Raw genomic sequence first — 23,304 nt, forward strand, 5'->3', positions numbered from 1 at the left:
GTCGTCCACCGCCTCCATTACAGAGGAGGCGTCCAGGGGTGGCGGACCGGCACGCCGTCGTCGGCCGGCCCGGTACACCGTTCGCCGCAACGACTCGGCACGGCGTTCGCCGTAATGGCTCGCCACGGCGTTCGCCGCGACGGCTCGACACGGCGCGCCCTCCCGGCCGTCCGGCCGGGAGGGCGTCGGCTCACATGCTGCGCATGCGCAGGTAGCGCCTGATGTCGGGCAGGGACTGCACGAGAACGGCGGCGACAACGGCGGCGACCGCGCCGCCGACGAGGGTCTTGATCATTGCTCTCTCCTCACTTCGCGGCTTCGCCGACCGTGGCCCGCGGCGCGGACTCTCCCGGCTCGTCGGCCCGCAGCAACTCTTCGATCAGCCGGACGGCCTCCGGTACGGCGGCCGAGACCGGCGGGCTGAGACCGATGCCCTCTTCCACCGAGGCCGGTTCGCAGCCGAGCACCAGCGTGCGCCGGGGCGGCTGTCCGCCGGTTCCGGCGCACAGGGTCCCCAGCAGCGCGAGCACGGTGTCGGGGGTCATGCGGTGTCCGTCGAGCGCCGCGCCGGGCGGCTCGTTCCCGCCGACGCCGTCGTGCTCGATCACGTACAGGGTTCCGGGTGCCTCGCCCCGCGCGGTGGCGTCCACCAGGATCAGGGTGTCGTAGCCGTCGAGGACCTGGTACGCGAGATGCACTCCCCGTACGCCGATGTCCACGACCTCGACGTGTTCGGGCAGTTGTCTCCCCGCGAGTGCGCGCACGGTCTCGACGCCGAAGCCGTCGTCCCCGAGGAAGATGTTGCCGATGCCGGCGACGAGGATCCGTGCGGGCGCCTCCGTCGGCACGCTCATGCCTCGTCCTCCAGCGGTGCGACCTCGTCGGGCTGGAAGTACAGGAACCGGCCCTGCTCACGACGGATGTCGGCGCCCGGATCCCCCTCGACCGTCACGGCCAGGTGCACCCCGCCGTCGACGTCGTGCAGCACCGCCTCGACCTTGGCGCTGCGGCCCTGGAGGAAGAGGTCCTGTGCGTCGGTGCGCCGCAGGCCCGGGCGCAGCAGCACGCGGCTTCCCGCGCCCAGCGACCGGCCGTCCACGACGACGCGGTCCTGTGCCGGATCGAAGCCGGCGTCGCTCCCCGGATCCCACCACGGGGTGTCCTGGCGCTGCACGCCGTACTCGTCGGGGAATCCCGGGCCCGCGGTGCCGACCGGGTTCACCGGGCCGGGGCCGGTCACGTCGCGCAGGCTCCGTACCGCCCCGTGCAGACGCTCCAGGACCTCGGGGGGCATCGAGTCCGCCAGGTCGATCACCGCGGCGGCCCGCGCGTCCGTCCCTCGGGCCTCGCGCTTCTCCTCGTCGGTGAGGGCCGCGGTCCGCAGCGCGAGGATCTCGTCGATCTCGGTGGCGTCGTAGAGCGCTCCCGGGCTTTCCGGGGCGATCGCGGGGTGGTCGTCCAGGATGATCGGCGAGGACAGCACCAGGTCCGCGCGGCCGGGTTCGCCGGCGAGTACGGGCCAGGTGTGCAGGTTGCGGCAGGACGCGATCGCGCCCTTCGCCCACTCGGGGGGATCCGTCATGGACAGGAACGACCCGGCGCTGAGGCCCATGAGGAGGTGTGCGGCGACCAGGCAGTACGGCAGCGCCGCGTCCCGGTCGGCGGTCCGGCCCTCCGGGGGCATCCAGGTGCTGGTGTTCTCGACGACGGCGGTCAGCCGCATGGCCCGGTAGGGCCCGTCGAGTTCGCGGGCCGAGAGCCGGACGGCACCGCTGAGCTCCTGGCGACGGCGGACCAGTCGGCCCACTGTCCGGCCCGCCCCGTCGAGAACCGGCTCGGTCTCCTCCCGGGCGGGGCGGGTGAAGGGAACCGTGACGCCGTCCCCCAGGAGCTCGTCCACCGACGCGACCACCTCGACATGGTCCTCCGCTCCTTCGTCCCAGGGCACCAGGACCCGGTCGTCCAGCCGCAGTTCGGGAACTGTGTCGAAGCCGCCGTCCGGGCGGGCCCGCTGCACGATCCGTCGCCGGGCGTGCAGAAAGCGCAGCTCGACCGACAGGGTCGCGCCCGCCTTCGGTTCCATCAGGCATTCCGTGTGCTGGAAGTCGTGCTCTTCGCACTCGGCGCCCCAGGCGGGCGGTACGAGCACCCCGAACTGCCAGCGCAGCCGGTTCTTGGCCGCCGAGGCCCGGTACGGGTAGAGGACGTAGCCCTCGAAGAGAACGGCATCGGCGACCTGTCGGGCGAGGGCGAACCGTTCCTCGGTGGCCGGGGTGAACGCGGTCACGGTCACGGGGCCGTCCTTCCGGTGCTTCGCGTCAGCGCAGCGAACGGGTCCGTACGAAGCGCATCCCTGCTGGGCGGGTCCGTACTGGGCGGGTCCGTCCTCGGCGGGTCCGTGGTGCCGCGTTCGTCGAGGAGAGCCCGCAGGGTCGCTTCCCAGGAGGGCAGTGCCCGCCGCGAGCGGTAGGCGAGGAGGGCGTCCATGGTGTCGCGGGGCAGCCGGATCCAGCCGCACCCGGGGAAGTGCTGTTCGAGCGTCTCCCGCCATGCCGTGACCGGCATCCGGAAGGACGTCTCCCGGTCCCAGGGAATCGGCTCGACGCGGAATCCGCCGGTCCCGGTGAACGCCGTACCGGAGAAGAGCATCAGCAGCGGCACCTCGCCGCCGTCGAGCGCGTCCAGGTAGCGGGTCGCGGCGACGTCCATGTCGTACGTGCAGGGCACGACAAGGTCCGTCTCGGTCTCTCCGGTGAAGCTGGGGACCATCACCGAGACCTGCGCGAGCTGCACCGGCTGGAGGGTGCTGCCCCATCGTGAGCGCTCGCCGAAGAGGTCCTTCAACCCGTCGGCCTCGGCGGGCGCGTAGCCGCGCCGGGCGGGCTCGATGCGGATCTGGCAGCGCAGCGCGAGGGCGTGCACGCGGGCGTTGCCGGCCGCGGTGACGCGCAGCCGGAAGACAAGGGTGGGTCCGGCGGCGTACCGGTCGGCGCGCACTCCGGTGCACGCGAAGGCGAACTCCGTCACGACCGGACCGCCCCGCCGGCCGTCTCACTCGCCGTCTCCCGCACCGCTTCGGCGCGTCGCGCGACGTGCGCGAAGAACGCGTCGAGGGCGGCCCGCGCCTCGGCCCCGCCGTCGAAGCCCTGCCACAACAGCCGCATACGGCCTACCAGTTCGTAACAGATGTCGATCGGTACGAGGTAGCACTCGCAGCGGCCCTCGGTGCGTCGCAGCAGCAGTGCCTCCACGTCGGGTTCGAGCAGCTCGGTGAGGCGGCTGTCGCCGAGGACCGCCGTCCAGGACGCGGGTTCGAGTTCGCTCTCGGTGGCTCCGGCCGGGCTCGGGTAGAGGGCGATCAGCCGGTCGAGCGCCGCGTTGCGGAAGAAGAAGGCGACGCCGACCGGGATCTGGAGCGCCTCCCACGCGGTCTCGTCGAGGCGGTGGTCCGGGTCGGTGAGGTAGCGGTCCGGGACCGCGCGGAAGCGTCCCGCGGCGGCGCCCGGCTGTTCCATCAGCAGGGCGCAGGCCGTGCAGGCGCAGACGAGGGCTCGCTTCTCGGTGTCGACCAGGTGGCGGTGGTCCTCCTCGGGCACCGCCACCGCACACAGCTCGCACCGCTCCGGCCGGGGCGGACGCTCGGTCAGGAACCTGCGCAGGCCGCCCGTGCCGCTCGGCGCCGGTCCAGGAGTCCGGAGGGGGGTCCGGGGTGCGCTCATGGTGTCTTCGCCGCCGTCGAAGCGGTCTTCGGGCCGTTTCCGATCTGGAGCAGGGCCGGCCCGGCGGGTGCGGCGGTCTGGACGTCGACCGCCTTCACCTCCGGTGCGAAGCAGGCGAGCGCGTCCTCCACCGCCTGCCGGGCGGACGCGGCGGTGGCGGCGCAGCCGCATCCCCCACCCGCCGGGGCCCGCAGCCGCAGGGTCCCGCTCGACTCGTCGAAGTCCACCGCTTCCAGGCCGTGGTCCCGGACGCTGCCCAGTGCCCGGGCGATACGGGCGTCCCGGTCCTCGGGATGGAGATCGTGCAGGACGAGCAGGCTCGCCACCAGTTCGTCACCGAGCAGTGCCGTCAGGGGGTCGCTCGCAGGACGCAGGTCTCGGGGCGCGGACAGCAGGTGGACGATGCGGGACAAGCCGGCGCCGTAGAAGTCCATGAGTGACCGCACCAGTTCCTCCGCCGCCGCGGCGGCGGCCCCGTCGCCCGTGGCCGCCAGCCGGTCCAGTACCTCCTCTACACGGCGTCCCGTCTGCTCGGCGTTCACCGCGCTTCTCGTCTCCACCGCGCTCAACCGCCCAGTCCGCTCAGCCCGGTGGGCACGTGCATCTTCTGCACGGTCTTGCCGCCGCCCACGTACATGTGGACGCCGCAGGGCAGGCAGGGGTCGAAGCTGCGGACGGTGCGCATGATGTCGATGCCCTTGAAGTTCTCCGGGGTGTTCTCCTCGAAGATCGGCGTGTTCTGCACAGCGTCCTCGTACGGGCCCGGAGTGCCGAAGGAGTCCCTGGTGCTGGCGTTCCAAGGGGTGGGCGGATACGGGTGATAGTTGGCGATCTTGCCGTCGCGGATCACCATGTGGTGGGAGAGGACACCGCGTACCGCCTCGGTGAATCCGACGCCGATGCTCTCGTCCGGCACCTCGAACTTCTCCCACGTCTGGGTGCGCCCGGCCCGCACCTCCTCCAGTCCCTTCTCCGCGAAGTGCAGGGCGACGGCGGCGGTGTAGGCCTGGAAGTAGGTCCGCGCGCGGTTGCGTTCCAGCGCGTTGCTCCAGCGTGGGATCTTCCACTCGAAGGTGGTCTCGGGCTTGGTCATCGTGCGCGGCAGATTGATGACCACGCTCTGGCCGGTGGCCTTCACATAGCCGATGTCGACGAGCCCGGACAGGGCCGTGGACCACAGCCGCGCGATGGGGCCACCGCCGGTGTCCAGGGCGAGGTGGTCCTTGCCGTCGAACCAGCGTGGGGACATCACCCAGCTGTACTTGTCGTCGAAGTTCCGCTTCTGCGGAGCGGGGATGGTGTGCTGGTTCCAGGGGTGGCGCGGATCCACCGGGTTGCCGAGCGGGTCGTGGGTGACGAACTGCTCCTGGCCCTGCCAGTCCTCGTAGTAGGAGCTGCCCAGCAGGATGCGGATGCCGAGGTTGATCTCGGTGAGGTCGTTGGTGATGAGTTTGCCGTCGACGATGATGCCGGGCGTGACGAACATGCGCCGGCCCCAGTTCGTCATGTTGGCGTACGTGAAGTCGCAGTACTCGGGGTCGTTGAGTGCTCCCCAGCAGCCGAGCAGGACGCGCCGCCGCCCCACCTCTTCGTAGCCGGGCAGGGCTTCGTAGAAGAAGTCGAACAGGTCGTCGTGCAGGGGCACCACGCGCTTCATGAACTCCACGTACCGCATGAGGCGGCTGAGGTAGTCCGTGAAGAGCTGCACCGAGGCGATCGTGCCGACACCGCCCGGGTAGAGGGTGGAGGGGTGCACGTGGCGACCCTCCATCAGGCAGAACATCTCCCGGGTGTAGCGGCTGACCTGGAGGGCCTCGCGGTAGAACTCGCCCTCGAGCGGGTTGAGCGCGCGCATGATGTCGGCGATCGTGCGGTAGCCGTGGTCCCCGGCGTGGGGTGCTTCGGTGCGCTCGGCCAGTTCGAGGACACCGGGGTTGGTCTCCTTGACCATCTTCTCGCAGTAGTCGACCCCGACCAGGTTCTCCTGGAAGATGTTGTGGTCGAACATGTACTCCGCGGACTCGCCGAGGTTGATGATCCATTCACCGAGGTGCGGGGGCTTCACGCCGTACGCCATGTTCTGGGTGTAGACCGAACAGGTGGCGTGGTTGTCGCCGCAGATGCCGCAGATACGGCTGGTGATGAAGTGCGCGTCGCGGGGATCCTTGCCGCGCATGAACACGCTGTAGCCGCGGAAGACCGACGAGGTGCTGTAGCACTCCGCGACCCGCCTCTGCTTGAAGTCGATCTTGGTGTGGATGCCCAGGCTGCCCACGATCCGGGTGATCGGGTCCCAGGCCATCTCGACCAGGCCACTGCCGTCGCCGGCCGCCTTTGTCTTCGGTGCCATCTCTGTGTGCCGTGCCCTTCGTTGCGCGCGGGTGTGGGAGGTGAGGCGGGTCGGGGGCTCACGTACGGCGAGGGCTCACCACGGTGGCCGGTACCCGGTGGTGATGCGTTCCCCGGTGTGGCGCCACTTCGGCTCCTTGTCCACGGTCCGGCTCGTCACGGACCGCAGTTTGCGGATCACCGCGCCGTAGGCGCCGCTCGCGGTGCTGGACACCCTGGCGCCGGGGGGCTCGTCCATGAAGGGCATGAACTTGTCGGGGAACCCCGGCATGGTGCAGGCGATGCAGATGCCTCCGACGTTCGGGCAGCCGCCGATACCGCTCATCCAGCCGCGCTTGGGCACGTTGCACTTGACGACCGGACCCCAGCAGCCGATCTTGACCAGGCACTTCGGCGAGTCGTACGTCTCGGCGAACTGGCCCTGTTCGTAGTAGCCGGCGCGGTCGCAGCCCTCGTGCACGGTGGCGCCGAACAGCCAGGTCGGACGCAGTTTGTCGTCCAGGGGGATCATCGGGGCGGCACCGGCCGCCTGGTAGAGCAGGTACGTGAGCGTCTCGGCGAAGTTGTCGGGCTGGATCGGACAGCCGGGGACACACACGATGGGGATGCCGGCGTGCGACTTCCAGTCCCAGCCGAGGTAGTCGGGCACGCCCATGGCGCCGGTCGGGTTGCCGGCCATGGCATGGATGCCGCCGTAGGTGGCGCAGGTGCCGATGGCGACGACCGCGAGCGCCTTCGGGGCGAGCCGGTCGATCCACTCGCTGGTGGTGATCGGCTGCCCGGTCTCCGGGTTGTCCCCGAAGCCGCACCAGTAGCCCTCGGGTTTGATCGCCTCATTGGGGACGGATCCCTCGACGACCAGGACGAACGGGTCGATCTCGCCCCGTTCTCCCTTGAAGAACCACTCGATGAACGTGTCCGCGCCGCCGACCGGGCCGCACTCGAAGTCGATCAGCGGCCAGTGCACGGCGATCTTCGGCAGGCCGGGCAGCACGCCGAGCGCGATCTCCTCGATGCTCGGCTGCATCGCCGCGGTCAGCGCGACCGAGTCGCCGTCGCAGCTCAGCCCTGCGTTGATCCAGAGAATGTGGATCGTGGGTGCCTCGTCGGCGGCCGTACTTCCGCCGCCCGCAGCGTCGACCGAATCCGGCGTTGCTGCAGTCATGGGACCGCCTCCTCGCGGCATAAGGGACAAAAACCTGCAAATCAACCCTCAGTGTTCTTGCTACCAGCGATCCGTCCCTGGTGAGACGCCATCGTGGGCCGTTCCGGTGAGATGACGGTCGGAGTGGCCGGCCCCAGGACCCTGGGAGTGGCCGGCCCCCGGACCCGTCCTGGCGACCGCCGCGAGATGGGCCGGAGTGCCGGACGGAGTCTCCTTGCGGACGAACGCGCGACGCAGTGCGTGATAGGGGGCGTCGGGATCGTGGAACGTCCGGCGCATCCGGGCCAGCTCCCGCTCCCGGAAGCCGGCCGGCGGCGCCACGCTCTGCCGCCGGTCCGCCTCCGCCTTCTTCGCCGCGATCCGCGCCCCGGTCCCCGGCAACGACGCCAGCCGCGCCGCCAGTCGGCCGGCCTCCGCGGCGAACTCCTGCGGCCCGCACTCGATCACGTGGTCGACGAGCCCCAGGCGGCAGGCGCTCACGGCGCTCATCGGCAGGGCCTCACGCATGAGCCGCTCGGCCGCGGCGGCACCCACCCGGCACGGCAGGGTGTACGTCCAGTACTCCGAGCCGTACAAACCCATCAGACGGTAGTGCGGGTTCAGGACGGCGCCCGAGCGGCACCACACCTCGTCGGCGGCCAGGGCCAGCATCACGCCTCCGGCTGCCGCGTTGCCCGCGACGGCGGAGACCACCAGCCGGTCCGTCGTCGTCAGGACCGCCTCCACCAGGTCGTCGATGGCGTTGATGTTCGCCCAGGACTCGGCGCCGGGATCGTCCGCGGCCTCGATGACGTTGAGGTGAATGCCGTTGGAGAAGAAGTCACGTCGACCGCCCAGCACGAGCACGGAGGTGGGCCGTGCGCAGGCCTCCCGGTAGGCGTCCAGCAGGCGACGGCACTGGGTGGTGCTCATCGCGCCGCCGGGGAAGGAGAAGGAGAGGAAACCGGTGTTGCCGTCCTCCCGATAACGGATGTCCGTCCAGGTCGTGTTCGGCGTCTCGGGGGACGCCAACGGCGCGGGCTGCTCCGGCAGGCGCGGAAGCCGGTCGCCGAGGGCCCGCACGGCGGGCAGTTTGAACGTGGGCGGCTGACCCGGCCGACGCCGGGGCCTCAGCTCGGGGATCCACACGGCGCCGTCCTTCGTCGCCCGGCAGATCGCCCCGGCCCTGGTGGCCAGCAGTTCGCCCGGGCGTCCACCCAACACCTCCTCGGGATGGCCGCCGTGGAGATACCACTCCTCGCCCAGCAGCACGTCCAGCACACCGGGCTGCGAGTCCGCGGCCCGCAGCTTACGGACGACGGTCTGCGTGCAGTCCTCGTCCCAGTCGATCCGCCGGACGCTCTGGTCCAGGTAGGGACGGGCACGCGGCGGGGCCGCCGTCGCGCCTGGCGCGTCCTGTCGGCGCGGAACGTAGGTGCCGGTGGCAAAGCGCTCCACGGCGAGCAGAATGGCCGAGAGGGCGGCGTCAGCGATCTCGTTGCGGTACAGGTCGCTCTTGGCCACCGACGGCAGCCGACACGGGATGGACGCCCACACATCACCGGCGTCCATCTCCTCGTCGGCCTGCAGGACGGTCACGCCCCACTGGTCGGCGCCCTCGTGAATCGCCCAGTCGAGAGAGGAGGGGCCTCGATCGCCGACGGGACCCGGATGGACGATGAGGCAGGTGTACGCCGACCACACCTCCCGGGGGATCGCCGTCTTGAGCATCGGCGCCAGGACGAGCTGCGGCGCGTGCTCTCGCACGGCTTCCGGCAGGGCCCGGCCCCGCACGGCCAGTTCCACCGCCACGGTGTGGCCGCGATCCCGCAGTTCGGCATGGACGCGCTGAGTGAGGCTGTTGAACGCGCTGGCCACGAGCAGGATGTGCACGGCTGCCTCCCGGCGGACGAGGATGCGGGCGCGGACGCCCCGGCCGACTGCGATCGTCAGGTATGCCGAACCGATAAGCGGCGGAGACAGGCTGTGGGGTCACCTGAAAGCACGCGCCGAGCCGCCGCCCCGCTCTGCCGAGGGGTGCGGGTGGCAGGGGCGTCCGTCCACGTCGACCCGGTCGGTCACCTCCACGACGGCTTCCGGCCGCGTTCGCGGATGGCGCGCCGCATGAGGCTCGGCCTGCCGCGCACCCTGGTCACCAACAGCCTGGGAAGGCCTGCGGTTCATCCAGGCGACGGGCGTCGGCCGCACTCCCCGCCCGGTCACCGTCGTACGACCTCGTGTGACCTGTGGCCGTCGAGGACCCGCCACCCCGGTCAGCTGCCGGGGGCCGGAAAAACAGCGCCACGGTGATGCGGCCGACGGGTACCTCGTTCCAAGTGGCGGTCAGGTGCGGTCTCGCACAGACTTGGTTGTGCGGGCGGCATCGGCTGTTTCTGGCATCAGCCGGTGGGGGCCTTCCTCAGGGGTACTTCCGGATGGCGCCGCCGCCGAAGTCGCCCCCTCGGACGCGCCCGCACACCGACAAGCAGCCGATCTTCACGATCAAGGTCAGCTGATTCCGGACGCCCGCTCAGGCGACCGCCCCGGCCGGTCAGCTCCCGGCCGATGGACGGGACGAGTGGCCCGGGGCCCGACCCGGCGGCGACGTCCGCCGTTCGGCCCGACCCGTTCGTGGCCCGCCCGGTGCACCGGCGAACCGGACCTCGCCGAGCCCCAGCCCGGAAACGGAACGGCACGCCCTGCGCACGCTGCTGAAGCGGGGCGAAGGACGGAACGTGCGGCGAGGAGATGAGCCATGACCAGCACGGCATATCGACCTCAGACGGACTATCTGCGGCAGATGGAGCGGGCCGCGGCCCGGTACGACGAACGGGCCGAGGCACGGGAGCAGATCCGGCGAGTGATCGATGAACAGGGCGTGCTGCACGCGGACGCGCCCGACCGGGTCACCAAACGGCTGGCGCGCCTGGGAGCGGACTGGTCACTGGCCACCGCTCTGGAGGGCACCCCCCGCCGGGCCACCACCGGGCGCAGTCTCCCCGGGCTGCCACCGGACAGCTTCGGTGCCGACGTGCTGGGCCTGGAACGGCTGATGGGACGCAACGACCTGATCGACGTCAGGTTCCTCGAGACCGGCCATCTGGCCGCGCGCTCCGTGGGGCGGGTCTTCGTCCGTGCTCCCGAGGCGCACTACGGAACCGGTTTCCTGATATCCCCGTCCCTGATGCTGACCAACAACCATGTGCTGGCCGGCGTCCAGGAGGCCGAGCGTGGGGTCATCGAGTTCAACTACCAGGCCGGCATCGAGGGTCAGACGATGCTGCCCATCGTCTTCGACCTGGAACCCGGCCGGTTCTTCGTCACCGACCGCGACCTGGACTTCACCCTGGTCGCGGTAGCCGACCGAAGCCGGAGCGGCGAGGAGCTGGGCGACTTTGCCTGGCTGCGTCCGAGCGAGGCCCAGGGCAAAGTGATCCTGGGCGAGATGGTCAACATCATCCAGCACCCCAACGGTGAACCCAAGCAACTGGCGTTGCGCGAGAACCAGGTGGTGGACCTGCTCGACCACTTCATTCACTACGCCACCGACACCGCACCGGGCTCCTCCGGCTCGCCTGTCTTCAATGACCAGTGGGAAGTGGTCGCCCTGCACCATGCCGGCGTCCCGCTCAAGGACAGCGACGGCCACTACCTCTCCGTGGACGGCAGCCCGTGGAGGCCCGAGATGGGTGAGGACCGGCTGGCATGGAAGGCGAACGAGGGTGTACGGATCAGCCAGGTGCTGCAGGCCGTGCGCCGAGCCCCGGTGTCCGGCCCCGCGACCGACCTGCGGGCGCGCCTCTTCGAAGCCACCGCGCCGCCCCTCGCATCGCCCGACGTGCCTCAGTCCCTCCCCGACGGGAAGCCTGCACCGGCGGCGACCGCCGGAACCGACGGGGCCTTGCACCTGACAGTGCCGCTGCACATCACCGTCGGCATCACCGCCCCGACGGTCTCTTCCACCGCCCCGCCCGCTGCCACCACGGGCGTCGGCGGCGCCCCCAGCGCTGCGCCGGCGGCCGTTGCCCCGGTGAACGGGCACATCTCGCCCGCGGAGACGGACCTGAGGGCCGCGCTGGCCGGTCTGGACGCCGGCCGGGACCGCCCGTACTTCGACGCCGAAGCCGACCAGGCCGCACAGCAGGCCTACTACGCGGGACTCGACGGCACCGGGCTGGGCCGCGCGCTGACCGATCTGCTGGAACACACCCACGAACGTCGGCCCGCCTACAAGCCGATTCGCATGCTGTACCCGTGGGTGGACCTGCATCCCGACAAACAGCTGCGCAGCATATATTCCGGCCAGGTCTTCGCCCCCGAGGACTTCATACGCGCCGACGCCGCCGTGGAAGCCGCCCGCATCCAGCGCTGGCAGGAACTGCTCCTTCGCGAGACCGCCCTCGGCCCTGAAGCACTCGCCGCGGAAATGGACGCGCTGGAAGCCGCCCTGGCCTACAACTGCGAGCACGTGGTGCCGCAGTCCTGGTTCGGCAAACACGAACCCATGCGCGGCGACCTGCATCATCTCTTCGCCTGCGAGACCACCTGCAACAGCTTCCGCGGCAACATCCCGTACTTCGACTTCACCGACGTCCAAGAGGTCGTACGGACCTCCTGCGGACGTCGGGAGACCCAGGGCTTCGAGCCGTCGGCAGGCAAAGGGCCCGTCGCCCGGGCCACCCTGTACTTCGTCCTGCGCTACCCCGGACTGGTGGGGGACGCCGCCGACGAACTGCAGCCGGACCAACTCGGCACGCTGCTGTCCTGGCACGAGGCGGACCCCGTCACCCTGTACGAACAACACCGCAACTTCGCCATCGCGGAGATCCAGGGCAACCGCAACCCGCTCGTCGACCACCCCGAATGGGCCCGCGACATCGACTTCACCCACGCCTGGTCATGAAAACTCGCCACTGATCCGGCCGGTCGGCGTGACTCCGCCACGGTCGCGTCACCGTTCGTCGACACCGCCCAGGTCGCTCTCCGAGCCCCGCGCCCAGGGGGCGGCCCGAGCATTGTCGCTCTCCCCTGTCAGCGTCCCGTCGGCCCGCTGCTCGCCGGTGTCCCACTCGACCATGCCGCCCGGCATACGGTATTCGTGTCCCGCACCGTTCTCCACGCTGCCGCCGCAGCCGGTCCCTCGATGCGACAAAGGAGTCCGCACATGGGCACGTACGAGGATGTCTTCCGCGCCAGCACCGAAGACCCGGAGAGCTTCTGGCTGACGGCGGCCGAGGGCATCGACTGGGATGTCGCCCCGCAGCGCGCCCTGGACTCCTCGGGCGCACCCTTCTACCGCTGGTTCCCCGACGGGCGGCTCAACGTCTGCTTCAACGCGGTCGACCGACACGTCGAGGCCGGCCGCGGCGAACAGCCCGCGCTCATCTACGACTCCCCCGTGACCGGCACCCGGCGCACCTACACCTATGCGCGGCTGAGGGACGAGGTGGCGGCCTTCGCCGGAGTGCTCGCTCGGCTCGGTGTCGGGCGCGGCGACCGGGTGGTCATCTACATGCCGATGGTTCCCGAGGCCGCTGTCGCGATGCTGGCCTGCGCGCGGATCGGCGCGGTCCATTCGGTCGTCTTCGGCGGGTTCGCCCCGCACGAACTCGCCGTCCGCATCGACGACGCCGCCCCGAAGGTCATCGTCTCCGCCTCCTGCGGCATCGAGGGCAAGCGTGTCATCGCGTACAAGCCGCTGCTGGACCGGGCGATCGAACTCGCCGCCCACAAGCCGGAAAAGAACGTGATCCTGCAACGGCCACAGGCACGGGCCGAGTTGGGGTCCGACGATCTCGACTGGGCCGACCTGGTCGCCACCGCGTCACCGGCCGACTGTGTTCCCGTCCCCTCCACCGACCCTCTCTACATCCTCTACACGTCCGGAACCACCGGAAAACCCAAGGGAGTCGTGCGTGACTGCGGCGGCCATGCCGTGGCCCTGCACTGGTCGATGGGCGCCGTCTACGACGTCGGGCCGGGCGAGACGATGTTCACCGGCTCCGACGTCGGCTGGGTCGTCGGACACTCGTACATCGTCTACGCGCCCCTGTTGGTCGGCGCCACGACGATCCTGTACGAAGGCAAGCCGGTCGGCACCCCGGACGCGGGCCAGTTCTGGCGCGTCGCCGCCGAGTACCGCGTCAAGACCATGTTCACGGCACCCACCGCCTTCCGGGCCATCCGCAAGGAGGACCCGAAGGGAACGCTCACCGCGGAGCACGACCTCTCCCCCCTGCGCTACCTCTTCCTCGCCGGCGAACGCCTCGACCCCGAGACCTATCACTGGGCAAGCGCTCTTCTGGGCGTCCCGGTGATCGACCACTGGTGGCAGACCGAGACCGGCTGGCCCATCGTCGCCAACCCGGTCGGCATCGAAGCCGCCCCGGTCAAGCCCGGCTCCCCCACCCGCCCGCTGCCGGGCTGGGACGTCCGCGTCCTCGACCCTTCCGGTGAGCCGGTGCCCGCGGGCGTCGACGGTGCGATCGTCGTGAAGCTCCCCCTGCCACCCGGCGCGCTCCCCACCCTCTGGAACGACGACGACCGCTACATCGCCTCCTACCTCTCCGCCTACGACGGCTACTACCTCACCGGCGACAGCGGCCACATCGACGACGACGGCTACGTCTTCGTCATGGGCCGCACCGACGACGTCATCAACGTCGCCGGACACCGACTGTCCACCGGCAGCATGGAAGAGACCCTGGCCGCCCATCCCGACGTCGCCGAATGCGCCGTCATCGGCGTCGCCGACGCCCTCAAGGGCCAGGTACCCCGCGGCTTCGTCGTCCTGAAAGCCGGAACCGACCGTGAGCCGGGCGAGGTCGAGGCCGAACTCGTCCAGCTCGTACGCGACCGCATCGGCGCCATCGCCTCCCTCAAGGAGGTCACGGTCGTAGCGGCCCTGCCCAAGACCCGCTCGGGAAAGATCCTGCGCAAGACGATGCGCGGCATCGCCGACGGCCACGACGAACCCATCCCCTCCACGGTGGACGACCCCGGCGTCATCGAGACCCTGCGCCCGATTCTCCGCCGCGCCGGTCACACCCCGTAGTCCGGCAGCGCGGCCGGCCGTCGGCGGCGGCGAAGCTGCGCGTCCAACCACGCCGAGTCACGAGGTCTCCGACGCCGGCAACACCGCCCGGCGCCTGCGCCGTGCCCGGGGCGCCGAACCGATGTCACAGCCCTCGTCCACACCTCTGCCCCGCCACGGCCCGGCGGGCGCTACCCGAAGGCCGACCAGGACCGGAAGCTCCGGTTCCGTGACATCCGCCACATCGGCTGCGGGCACTAAGCGTGCCGGGTAGTAGATGCCGCTCTGACGACATATGGGATTTGTCCGGCTTGGTGGCAACGCATTTCGCGCCGGGCTCTGCGGCAATCGGCACGCTCGGTGTTTTCACCCACTCTTGGGCTCATAAGGGTTTCTGACGAGGCAACAGCGCCTCCCCGAAGGTCACGGAAACCGGACCAGCACGCCCCCACCCCCATGACAAGGGTCGCCCGAGCCTACGAAGCGAGGTAGTACGAAGGCCCTTTGCTCTCTATGTGAAGGCTTCCTAAGAATGACGACCGCAGGACGTCTCCGCAGTTCAGGAGCGGAGTCTGCGCAGAGCCAGTCACACAAGGGGCGCTCCGCGACTACCGAGTGAGGTCAAGCATGGGGAAGCACCGCAAGAACAGCCATATCCGGCGAATAGCCATCGCCGCCGTCGCCGTGGGCGCCGTGGGCGTGCCGTCCGTCGCCATGGCCTGTTCCCAATGGCCGGACGGTGGAGGAAATCAGTACTCCAGCGCCGGGATGACGACGGCCGCGGACTGGCGGAGCGAAGCCGCCTGGGACCACGACTGGAAGGGCATCGCGGGGAGCGAGCTCCCTTCGGCGGCGTCGCAGACACCGACCGCCTCTGCGAGCGCTGCGCAGACCACCGCGCCGAAGCCCGCGACCACCGCGCCTTCGCACACGGCGAAGACCAAGGCCCCCAAGCCCAGGGTCACCGCGTATCACCGCCCCCCGAAGGCCACCGCCTCCGCGACCCCCACGTCCGCGAACACCCCCAAGGCCTCCGCCTCAACCCCCACCTCCGCGACTCCCCCGTCCGCGAACACCCCCAAGGCCACCGCCTCCACCCCCACCTCCGCGACTCCCCCGTCCGCGAGCACCCCGTCCGCGAGCACCCCGACGGCCACCGCCACGGCGTCCGGGGCCGCCGCTCGCATCGTGGAACTCGTCAACGCCGAGCGCAGCAAGGTCGGTTGCTCGGCCGTGACCCTGAACGCGACCCTGACCAAGGCCGCGCAGGCGCACAGCGCGGACATGGCGGCCCACCAGAACATGTCGCACACCGGATCCGACGGGTCCGCCCCGGGCGACCGGATCACGAGCGCCGGCTACAACTGGAGCACCTACGGCGAGAACATCGCCTACGGTTACGCCACTCCCGAGCAGGTCATGGCGGGCTGGATGGCCAGTCCCGGCCACAAGGCCAACATCCTCAACTGTGCCTTCAAGGAGATCGGCGTCGGCCTCGCACAGCCCAACGACTACTGGACCCAGGACTTCGGAACTGCCCGATGAGCGACAGCGGAGACAGCAGGACAATCGGCCGAGACGACCTGGGAGCCTCGTCGCAGTAGCGTCGACGAGTCCGCTTCGGCGGTCCACGCCCTGGGCCCCGCCGCGATCGGGGTCCCGCTGCCGGACATCCTCGACCGGAAGCCCTCACGGCCGCGCCTGCCGAAGCGGGTCGGTGCGAGTTCCTGCTGGTCGTGATGGCGCGAGCGTGCCGGGGCGCACGGGAATCGCCCCGGCACGCTCGCGATGTCGCGACGACCGGACCGTGCGGTCATCGCCCCCGAGGGACCGTACGAGCCGTGACTCACGTCCCCAATGACCGTATCCTCGTGAATGCCAGAATTTTTACAGAAACGGGCATTATCGCGGACGCGAGTGAGGCGAAGCGTGGTCCGGTCCGGCGGCGAAGCCATACCGACGGGGCGTGCGACAGGCGGCACGGGGCCCGCGCGCTTCCGTGAGCGGTTTCTGCAGGGTGAGCCGGTCGAGGCGGGCGTGCGAACGTCCATCCTGAACTCGTGGCAGCGCTGCCGCTCCCTGGGACTCTCGCCGGACCAGTCCGACCTTCCCTTCGAGGAGGACTTCGATTCGGGCGGCCGTATCGTGCGCGCGGCCGTGCCCGTGCTCGACCGACTGCAGGCCAGGTTCTCCGGCAGCACGATGAACATCTCCCTCGCCGATGCGAGCGGGACGGTCCTTCTGCGCCGTTTCGGAGAAGCGTCCCTGGCCAGAAGCCTCCCGGCGATCCAGAGGTACCCGGGCTTCGTGTTCGCCGAACAGGTCGCCGGTACCAACGGCATCGGTCTCGCCCTGGCGGAGCGGCAACTCATCCGGGTCTACGGCGCCGAGCACTTCGCCGAGCGCTCCCAGCAAAGCGCCTGCCTCGCGCTTCCCGTCCGCGACCCGCTCAACGGGGGCATCGAGGGCATCCTGTGCTTCGGATATCCGCGCGGCGCCGAGGCCAAGGCGCTGGGCGCCGTCATACGCAGAGCGGCCCAGGCCGTGGAGCGGCGGCTGCTGGAACAGAGTTCCGGGCGTGAGCGCGCGCTGCTTCGGGCGTACCTGGTCACCGGAGCCGAAGCCGCCGTCCGCCCTCACCACAGTGTTGCGGTGGACGAACTGGCCCTCGAGCTGCGTCCCCATGACCGGGCGATCCTCATGGAGAAGGCCGCCGAGCTGATCTCCCGCGCACAGCGGGCCGCCGTCGACGTGTCCCTGCCCGACGGCCGGCGGGTCACGCTCGTGAGCCGCCCGATGACGATTGCCTCCGGGGTGCAAGGCTTCGTCGTCGAGGCCGTCCTCCCCGGCCCCTCACCTGGAGAACCGCTCGCCGTCCCGCGGCAGGGCGACTGGGTGCCGGGCAGCTCCGCGGGGCCTGCTGTCGTCTCGACCCCCTCGCCCGCGCGCCTCTCGGTCGCCCCGCCGTCCGGGCATCCTCCGGACGCCGCGCCCGGCCGGGTCGCCGCCGACGACAGGGCTGTCACGGCCGATGGCGCCGCCGGCGCGACGGATGATCACCGCGAGCCGCCGCCCCCGGCCAGAGGGCTCGTACTCGTGGGGGAGCCGCGCGTGGGGACGTACGCCCTGGCCGCGCGTTGCCGCCTGGAGCTGCTGTCCGAGGCCAGCGCCCGCGTGGGCACCACCCTGGATGTGCGCCGCACCGCCGAGGAACTCGCCGAGACGGCGGTGCCGCGACTGGCCGACTTCGTCACCGTCGACCTGCCCGAGGCCGTACTGCGCGGCGAGGAGTCCGCCGACCCCGTCGACGACCTGCGCCGTACCGTGGTCCACGGCATCCGCGACGACCTTCCCTTCACTCCGGTCGACAAGCGGGTCGACTTCGGCCCGACCACACCCCAACTGCGTTGCCTGACCAACGGACAGGCCGTGCTGGAACCGGACCTGAAGGCCGCCGCGGGCTGGCTCGCCCAGGACCCCGAGCACACCGAAGCGCTGCTGGCCCACGTCCACTCCCTCATCGCAGTGCCCCTTCTCGCCCGCGGTGTCGTCCTGGGCGTCGCCAGCTTCTACCGCGCCCAGGAGCCGACCCCTTACGGGGACGACGACCTTTCGCTGGCCCAGGAACTCGCCGCCCGCGCCGCCCTCTCCATCGACAACGCCCGGCGCTACACGCACGAACGCAGCATGGTCCTGGCCCTGCAGCGTCGGCTGCTCCCGCACGGTCTGCCCGATCAGGACGCCGTAGAGGTCGCCCATCGCTACCTGCCCGCCGAATCCGACGTGGGCGGGGACTGGTACGACGTCATCCCCCTCTCCGGTGGCCGCGTCGGCCTCCTCGTCGGCGACGTGGTCGGCCACGGCATGCTCTCCGCCGCCACCATGGGTCGGCTGCGCACCGCCGCACGCAGCTTCGCCGAACTCGACTTCCCCCCGGACGAGGTCCTCATCCACCTCGACAACCTCGTGGGGCGCCTGGACCGGGAGGACCCCGACGGCGAGGGCACCGACATCATCGGCGCCACCTGCCTGTACGCCATCTATGACCCGACCTCGCAGCGGTGCGTCCTGGCCCGGGCGGGCCACCCTCCGCCCGCGCTGGTCCGCCCCGACGGCGCCGTGTCCTTTCCCGACCTGCCGGCCGGGCCCCCACTCGGCCTCGGCGGACTGCCCTTCGACGCCGTCGAGATCGACCTCCCCGAGGACAGCCGGCTGGTCCTCTACACCGACGGACTCATCGAGGACCGGCACCGTGACGTCGACGTGGTCCTAGACAAGCTGCGTGGGACCCTGACCCACCCGGACCGCACGCCCGAGGAGACGTGTCAGGCGATCCTGGACACCGTGGCGCCCGCCCACCCGTGCGACGACATCGCGCTGCTCGTCGCCCGCACCCACGCCCTGGACCCCGGACGGATCGCCACCTGGGATCTGCCCGCCGACCCCGCCCTCGTCCGCCAGGTCCGTGCGTCCGCCCTCCGGCGACTGACCGAGTGGGGACTCGACGAGACCGCGTTCGCCGCCGAACTGATACTGAGCGAGCTGGTCACCAACGCCATGCGCCACGGCACCGGGCCCATCCGGGTACGGCTGCTGTACGACCGCACCCTGATCTGCGAGGTCTCCGACTCCAGCAACACCGCCCCGCACCTGCGTCGGGCGGCCACCACCGACGAGGGCGGACGCGGCTTGTTCCTCGTCGCGCAGCTGTCACAGAGCTGGGGCACCCGCTACATCTCGCAGGGCAAGGTCATCTGGGCCGAATGTGAGCTCGCCGGCGCCTGAGACGACGGACCACGACACTCGGCAGCGCCCCGCTGACCCGTTGGAGTCACGACTGACAGAGTATGCCTGAAATGCTGTGATTCATCCGGCTACTATCCCTCTTGAACGTCGGGAAGAACTCGCCAGGCCGACCCCCGGAGATGTCCGTGCACGACGCTCCCGACACGTCTGCCGTAGCGGCTGCGCCCTTCGAGGAGCAGCCGCTGGTCCGCATCCGCGGGCTCGGCAAGCGGTTCGGCGGGACGATCGCACTGGCCGGCGTCGACCTCGATGTCCACGCCGGCGGCACGCTCGCCCTCCTCGGGCCCAACGGAGCCGGAAAGTCGACGCTCATCAAGGTGCTCGCGGGCGTGCACCACGCCGACGCGGGGCGGATCACGGTGGCCGGGCACCCGCTCGGAAGTCACGCCGCTTCCCGGAACATGTCGTTCATCCACCAGGACCTCGGCCTCGTGGAGTGGATGTCGGTCGCCGAGAACATCGCCCTGAGCAACGGGTATTCGCGCCGCGCCGGACTGATCTCCTGGCGGCGGACCCGCGAGCGCTGTGCCGACGCCCTGGAGATCGTCGCCCGGCATCTGGACCCCGACGCGCCCGTCGCCGAGCTCGACCCGGCCGAGCGTTCGCTGGTCGCGATCGCCAGAGCACTGGCGGCACGCACGAAGCTCGTCGTCCTCGACGAGCCGACCGCCCGCCTCCCGGCCGCGGACTGCGCCCGGCTGTTCGGCGTCCTGCACGCCCTGCGCGACCGGGGACACGCCATCCTCTACGTCACCCACCGCCTGGACGAGGTGTACCGGGTCGCCGACGCCTTCGCCGTACTGCGTGACGGCCGCCTCGTCAGCCACGGCCCGCTGGCGGGCCACAGCCCTGTCCGCCTGGTGCACGACATCGTCGGTGAGGAACTGACCGACCACCACCCCTCCGCGGCTCCGGCCGACGGGCCGCCCGTCCTGGCCCTCGACCGCGTACGGACCGCCGGCGCGGGACCGGTCGGCCTGGAACTCAGGGCCGGGGAAGTCGTCGGCCTGGTCGGCCTCTCGGGCGCCGGGCACATGGACCTGGGCCGGGCCCTCGCCGGGTCCAGGCCCCTCCTCGACGGGCGGGTCCTTCTGCGTGGCCGTCCGTATCACCCCCGATCGGTCACCGACGCCGTCAGCCTCGGCGTCGGCTTCGTACCCGGCGACAGACTGCGGGAGGGCTGCGCCGCCGAGCTGACCGTACGGGAGAACCTCCTGGCCAATCCCCGCGCGGGAGGTCTGGCGGCGCTGCGCCCGATCAGCCCCCGCCGCGAACGCGCGGAGGCCGCCACCCTGATCGAACGGCTCGCGGTGCGTCCCCGCGACAGCGAGGCCCCGCTCGCCACCCTGTCCGGCGGAAACCAGCAGAAGGTCATGATCGGCCGGTGGCTGCGGGTGGGCCCGCGCCTGCTGATCCTCGAGGAGCCGACCGCGAGCGTGGACGTCGGGGCCAAGGCCGCGATCTACCGCCTGCTCGACGAGGCGCTGGCCGCGGGCCTCGCGGTCCTGCTCATCTCCACCGACTTCGAGGAGGTCGCGAGCGTGTGCCGGCGCGCCCTGGTCTTCGTCCGGGGAGTCGTCACGGCCGAACTGAGCGGTGCGGCCCTCACGGTCGCCGGACTCACCCGGGCGGCTTCGGCCATGGCCCCTGCCGGGCCCCCTTCCGAAACTCCCTCCGATCCCCCTTCCGAAACCCCGACGAACCCATGACCGCCCCGTCCTCGCCTCGGCCGCGACGGCACCGACCGAGCCTGCTGAGCCGGCCGGGGCGATCGCACGGCCCGGGTGGGCACCTCATCAGCGCCTACGGCCTTCTCGCCCTGACCGCGCTGCTCTTCCTGGTCTTCTCCCTCGCCCTGCCACGCACCTTTCCCACGCTGGACACCGTCGACTCGATCCTGTCCAACCAGTCGATCCCCGCCGTCCTCGCGCTCGCCGCCATGGTCCCCATCGTGACCGGCGCGTTCGACCTCTCCATCGGCTACGGCCTCGGCCTGGCGCACGTCATGGTGATGCAACTCGTCGTCCACGACGGGTGGCCCTGGCCGCCGGCCTGCCTCACGGTGATCGTCGGAGGGGCGGTCGTGGGCGTCCTCAACGGTGTCGTCGTCGAGTTCGGCCGGATCGACTCCTTCATCGCCACCCTCGGGACCGGCAGCATGCTGTACGGCGTGACCGGCTGGATCACCGACGGCGGCCGGATCGTCCCCGGCCCGCAAGGCCTCCCGGCCGCCTTCACCGGCCTCTACGACTCCAGTTTCCTCGGCCTGCCGGTCCCCGCCTTCTATGTGCTCGCCCTCGCGGTCGTCCTCTGGCTGGTGCTGGAGCGGCTGCCGCTCGGCCGGTATCTGTACGTCGTGGGCTCGAACCCGCGTGCGGCCGACCTCGTGGGCATCCCGACCCGCAGGTACACCGTCTACGCGTTCGCCGCGTCGGGGCTGATCGTCGGCTGCGCCGGGGTGCTGCTCGCGGCCGAGCAGCAGATCGGCAATCCGAGCGTGGGCCTCGACTACCTGCTGCCCGCCTTCGTCGGCGCCCTCCTCGGCTCCACGGCGATCAAACCCGGTCGGCCCAACGCCTTCGGCACCGTGGTCGCCGTGGCCGTCCTGGCCGTCGGCCTCACCGGCATCGGCCAGCTGGGCGCCGACTTCTGGACGGTCCCGCTGTTCTACGGCGGCACCCTGCTCCTCGCCGTCGGCCTGGCCGGCTACTCCGCCCGCCGTCGGCTGCGCACCGGTGCCGTCGCGGCCCGCGATGCGCCTGCCCCGCCGCCCCAGCCACCCTCCTCTCCGCCGCAGCGAGGCGGCACGGCGGGCCCCACTCCATGAGCCGGCCACGGGCACCACCACCGTGCCCGTCGGCCGCATCCCGCGCTCGTCCCCCGCTCATTCCTCCGCGAGGAGCTCCCGTGCAGGGCAACCGCAAAGCCACCCCCGGCGTCTTCAAGGTCCGGCTCGCCTCGTTCACCCTGCTGGCAACGGCAACCCTCCTCACCGGCTGCGAACGCGGCTCGGCGGACGGCTCGGGAGAGTCCACGACAGGCACGAGCGGCTGCCCTGCCGTCCACGCCCAGGCCGAGGCCGCCGTCAGACAGGCTGAGCAGACCGACGTCCCCTGGAACGGGCCGATCAGCGGCCCCAGGAAGGTGCCGGGCAAGACCGTCGTCTACGTCGCCGAGACCATGACGAACCCCGGAGTCGCCGGCGTCGCGAACGGCGTGAGGGAAGCCGCTCGGGTGATCGGATGGCACGTCCGGGTGATCGACGGTGGAGGCACGCCCGCCGGCATCGAGGCGGCAATGAGCGAGGCCGTGACCCTCAAGCCCTCGGGCATCGTCATCGGCGGCTTCGACCCCAACTCGACATCGCGGCAGGTATCGCGGGCCAACGCCGAGCACATCCCGCTGGTCGGCTGGCACGCGCTCGCCGCACCCGGCCCCAGCCGACGGCCCGAGCTCTTCACCAACGTCACCACCCAGGTCAAGGACGTGGCCCGAGTCAGCGCGCAGTGGATCATCTCGCACTCCGACGGTCGCGCCGGGGTCGTGCTCATCACCGACGCCTCGATCCCCTTCGCCAAGAACAAGTCCGACCTGATCAGGAAGGACCTCGCCACCTGTGCGGGCGTGAAGCTGCTCGCCACCGAGAACATCCCGATCCCGGACGCGAGCAGCCGCACCCGGCGGGAGATCTCCTCCCTCCTCTCCAGGTTGCAAGGGAGATGGACCCACTCCGTCGCCATCAACGACCTCTACTTCGCCGACGCCGCCCCCGCCTTCCGCGCGGCCGGCAAGAAAGGCTCCGGCCCGCCCTTCAACATCGGCGCCGGCGACGGCGACCCTTCCGCCTTCCAGCGCATCAACAGCGGGCAGTACCAGGCAGCGACCGTGCCCGAGCCGCTGTCCCAGCAGGGCTGGCAGATCGTCGACGAGTTCAACCGCGCCTTCTCCGGCCGTCCACCCAGCGGTTATACAGCCCCCGTCCACATCGCCACGGCCGACAACAGCGCCGGTGCCACGACCTGGGACCCACCGGGCTACCAGGAGACGTACCGGAAGATCTGGGGCGAGTAGCGATGCGGGCGAAGGGGCCTGCCCTGGAGACACATCGGCGCGGCTCTGATTCGCAGGCGCCCTGTCGCGCGTCGTTCTGAACGGGATCAGCCGGAACCAAGCGTGCGCCTACGGCCGGATGCGCATCGACGAGGATGCGGTGTGGGTCAGGCGGTCCCCGGCGGGGACTACCACCGCGGCCG

General features: G+C 70.9%; 17 protein-coding genes. 7 read left to right on the forward strand and 10 right to left on the reverse strand.

Going from position 1 to position 23,304, the window contains the following annotated elements:
• Positions 1–190: 190 nt before the first annotated feature.
• The 9 genes from ACFY16_RS19445 to ACFY16_RS19485 form a co-directional block, all read right to left on the reverse strand.
• On the reverse strand, positions 191–295 hold the full coding sequence (locus ACFY16_RS19445; RefSeq protein ID WP_390648352.1) for a DUF6893 family small protein: 105 nt from the start codon (positions 293–295) through the stop codon (positions 191–193).
• A gap of 10 nt (positions 296–305) precedes the next feature.
• Positions 306–854 (reverse strand): hydrogenase maturation protease, encoded by a 549-nt coding sequence (locus tag ACFY16_RS19450; RefSeq protein WP_390648353.1) that lies wholly within the window; start codon positions 852–854, stop codon positions 306–308.
• A complete protein-coding gene (locus ACFY16_RS19455) occupies positions 851–2,293 on the reverse strand; it encodes a hypothetical protein (RefSeq protein WP_390648354.1) in 1,443 nt (480 codons plus the stop codon). The genes ACFY16_RS19450 and ACFY16_RS19455 overlap by 4 nt, the downstream gene beginning before the upstream one ends.
• Positions 2,290–3,027: a DUF6084 family protein gene (locus ACFY16_RS19460; protein WP_390648356.1), complete on the reverse strand. Its 738-nt coding sequence runs from the start codon at positions 3,025–3,027 to the stop codon at positions 2,290–2,292. Before ACFY16_RS19460 ends, ACFY16_RS19455 begins: the two co-directional genes overlap by 4 nt.
• Positions 3,024–3,719, reverse strand: coding sequence for a DUF5947 family protein (locus ACFY16_RS19465; RefSeq protein ID WP_390648357.1), 696 nt, complete (start codon positions 3,717–3,719; stop codon positions 3,024–3,026). Before ACFY16_RS19465 ends, ACFY16_RS19460 begins: the two co-directional genes overlap by 4 nt.
• Positions 3,716–4,288 carry a hypothetical protein gene (locus ACFY16_RS19470; RefSeq protein ID WP_390648358.1) on the reverse strand — a complete coding sequence of 191 codons (573 nt, stop codon included), beginning with the start codon at positions 4,286–4,288 and terminating at the stop codon, positions 3,716–3,718. The genes ACFY16_RS19465 and ACFY16_RS19470 overlap by 4 nt, the downstream gene beginning before the upstream one ends.
• On the reverse strand, positions 4,285–6,069 hold the full coding sequence (locus ACFY16_RS19475; protein WP_390648359.1) for a nickel-dependent hydrogenase large subunit: 1,785 nt from the start codon (positions 6,067–6,069) through the stop codon (positions 4,285–4,287). The genes ACFY16_RS19470 and ACFY16_RS19475 overlap by 4 nt, the downstream gene beginning before the upstream one ends.
• A gap of 75 nt (positions 6,070–6,144) precedes the next feature.
• Positions 6,145–7,233 (reverse strand): hydrogenase expression protein HypE, encoded by a 1,089-nt coding sequence (locus tag ACFY16_RS19480; RefSeq protein WP_390648360.1) that lies wholly within the window; start codon positions 7,231–7,233, stop codon positions 6,145–6,147.
• A gap of 60 nt (positions 7,234–7,293) precedes the next feature.
• A complete protein-coding gene (locus ACFY16_RS19485) occupies positions 7,294–9,105 on the reverse strand; it encodes a hydrogenase maturation protein (protein WP_390648361.1) in 1,812 nt (603 codons plus the stop codon).
• 862 nt (positions 9,106–9,967) lie between these two features.
• Here ACFY16_RS19485 and ACFY16_RS19490 point away from each other — a divergent pair.
• Positions 9,968–12,115, forward strand: coding sequence for an endonuclease (locus tag ACFY16_RS19490; protein WP_390648362.1), 2,148 nt, complete (start codon positions 9,968–9,970; stop codon positions 12,113–12,115).
• Positions 12,116–12,163: 48 nt separating this feature from the next.
• Here ACFY16_RS19490 and ACFY16_RS19495 read toward each other — a convergent pair whose 3' ends face one another.
• Positions 12,164–12,289, reverse strand: coding sequence for a hypothetical protein (locus tag ACFY16_RS19495; RefSeq protein WP_390648363.1), 126 nt, complete (start codon positions 12,287–12,289; stop codon positions 12,164–12,166).
• Positions 12,290–12,376: 87 nt separating this feature from the next.
• On the opposite strand from ACFY16_RS19495, the gene ACFY16_RS19500 reads away from it, so the two are divergent.
• The 6 genes from ACFY16_RS19500 to ACFY16_RS19525 all read left to right on the forward strand — a co-directional run bounded on the left by ACFY16_RS19500 (position 12,377) and on the right by ACFY16_RS19525 (position 23,122).
• Complete coding sequence (locus ACFY16_RS19500; protein WP_390648364.1) at positions 12,377–14,266, forward strand: propionyl-CoA synthetase; 1,890 nt, start codon at positions 12,377–12,379, stop codon at positions 14,264–14,266.
• A gap of 606 nt (positions 14,267–14,872) precedes the next feature.
• Positions 14,873–15,790 carry a CAP domain-containing protein gene (locus tag ACFY16_RS19505; RefSeq protein ID WP_390648365.1) on the forward strand — a complete coding sequence of 306 codons (918 nt, stop codon included), beginning with the start codon at positions 14,873–14,875 and terminating at the stop codon, positions 15,788–15,790.
• A gap of 384 nt (positions 15,791–16,174) precedes the next feature.
• Positions 16,175–19,030 (forward strand): SpoIIE family protein phosphatase, encoded by a 2,856-nt coding sequence (locus ACFY16_RS19510; protein WP_390648366.1) that lies wholly within the window; start codon positions 16,175–16,177, stop codon positions 19,028–19,030.
• A gap of 146 nt (positions 19,031–19,176) precedes the next feature.
• A complete protein-coding gene (locus ACFY16_RS19515) occupies positions 19,177–20,760 on the forward strand; it encodes a sugar ABC transporter ATP-binding protein (RefSeq protein WP_390648367.1) in 1,584 nt (527 codons plus the stop codon).
• The gene (locus ACFY16_RS19520; RefSeq protein ID WP_390648368.1) at positions 20,757–21,878 is read left to right on the forward strand and encodes an ABC transporter permease; all 1,122 of its coding nucleotides are present in this window, start codon (positions 20,757–20,759) and stop codon (positions 21,876–21,878) included. Before ACFY16_RS19515 ends, ACFY16_RS19520 begins: the two co-directional genes overlap by 4 nt.
• 80 nt (positions 21,879–21,958) lie before the next feature.
• Positions 21,959–23,122, forward strand: coding sequence for a substrate-binding domain-containing protein (locus tag ACFY16_RS19525; RefSeq protein ID WP_390648369.1), 1,164 nt, complete (start codon positions 21,959–21,961; stop codon positions 23,120–23,122).
• The last annotated feature ends 182 nt before the right edge of the window (positions 23,123–23,304 follow it).

It is taken from the genome of Streptomyces sp. NPDC001315, assembly GCF_042896175.1.
Lineage (GTDB): Bacteria > Actinomycetota > Actinomycetes > Streptomycetales > Streptomycetaceae > Streptomyces.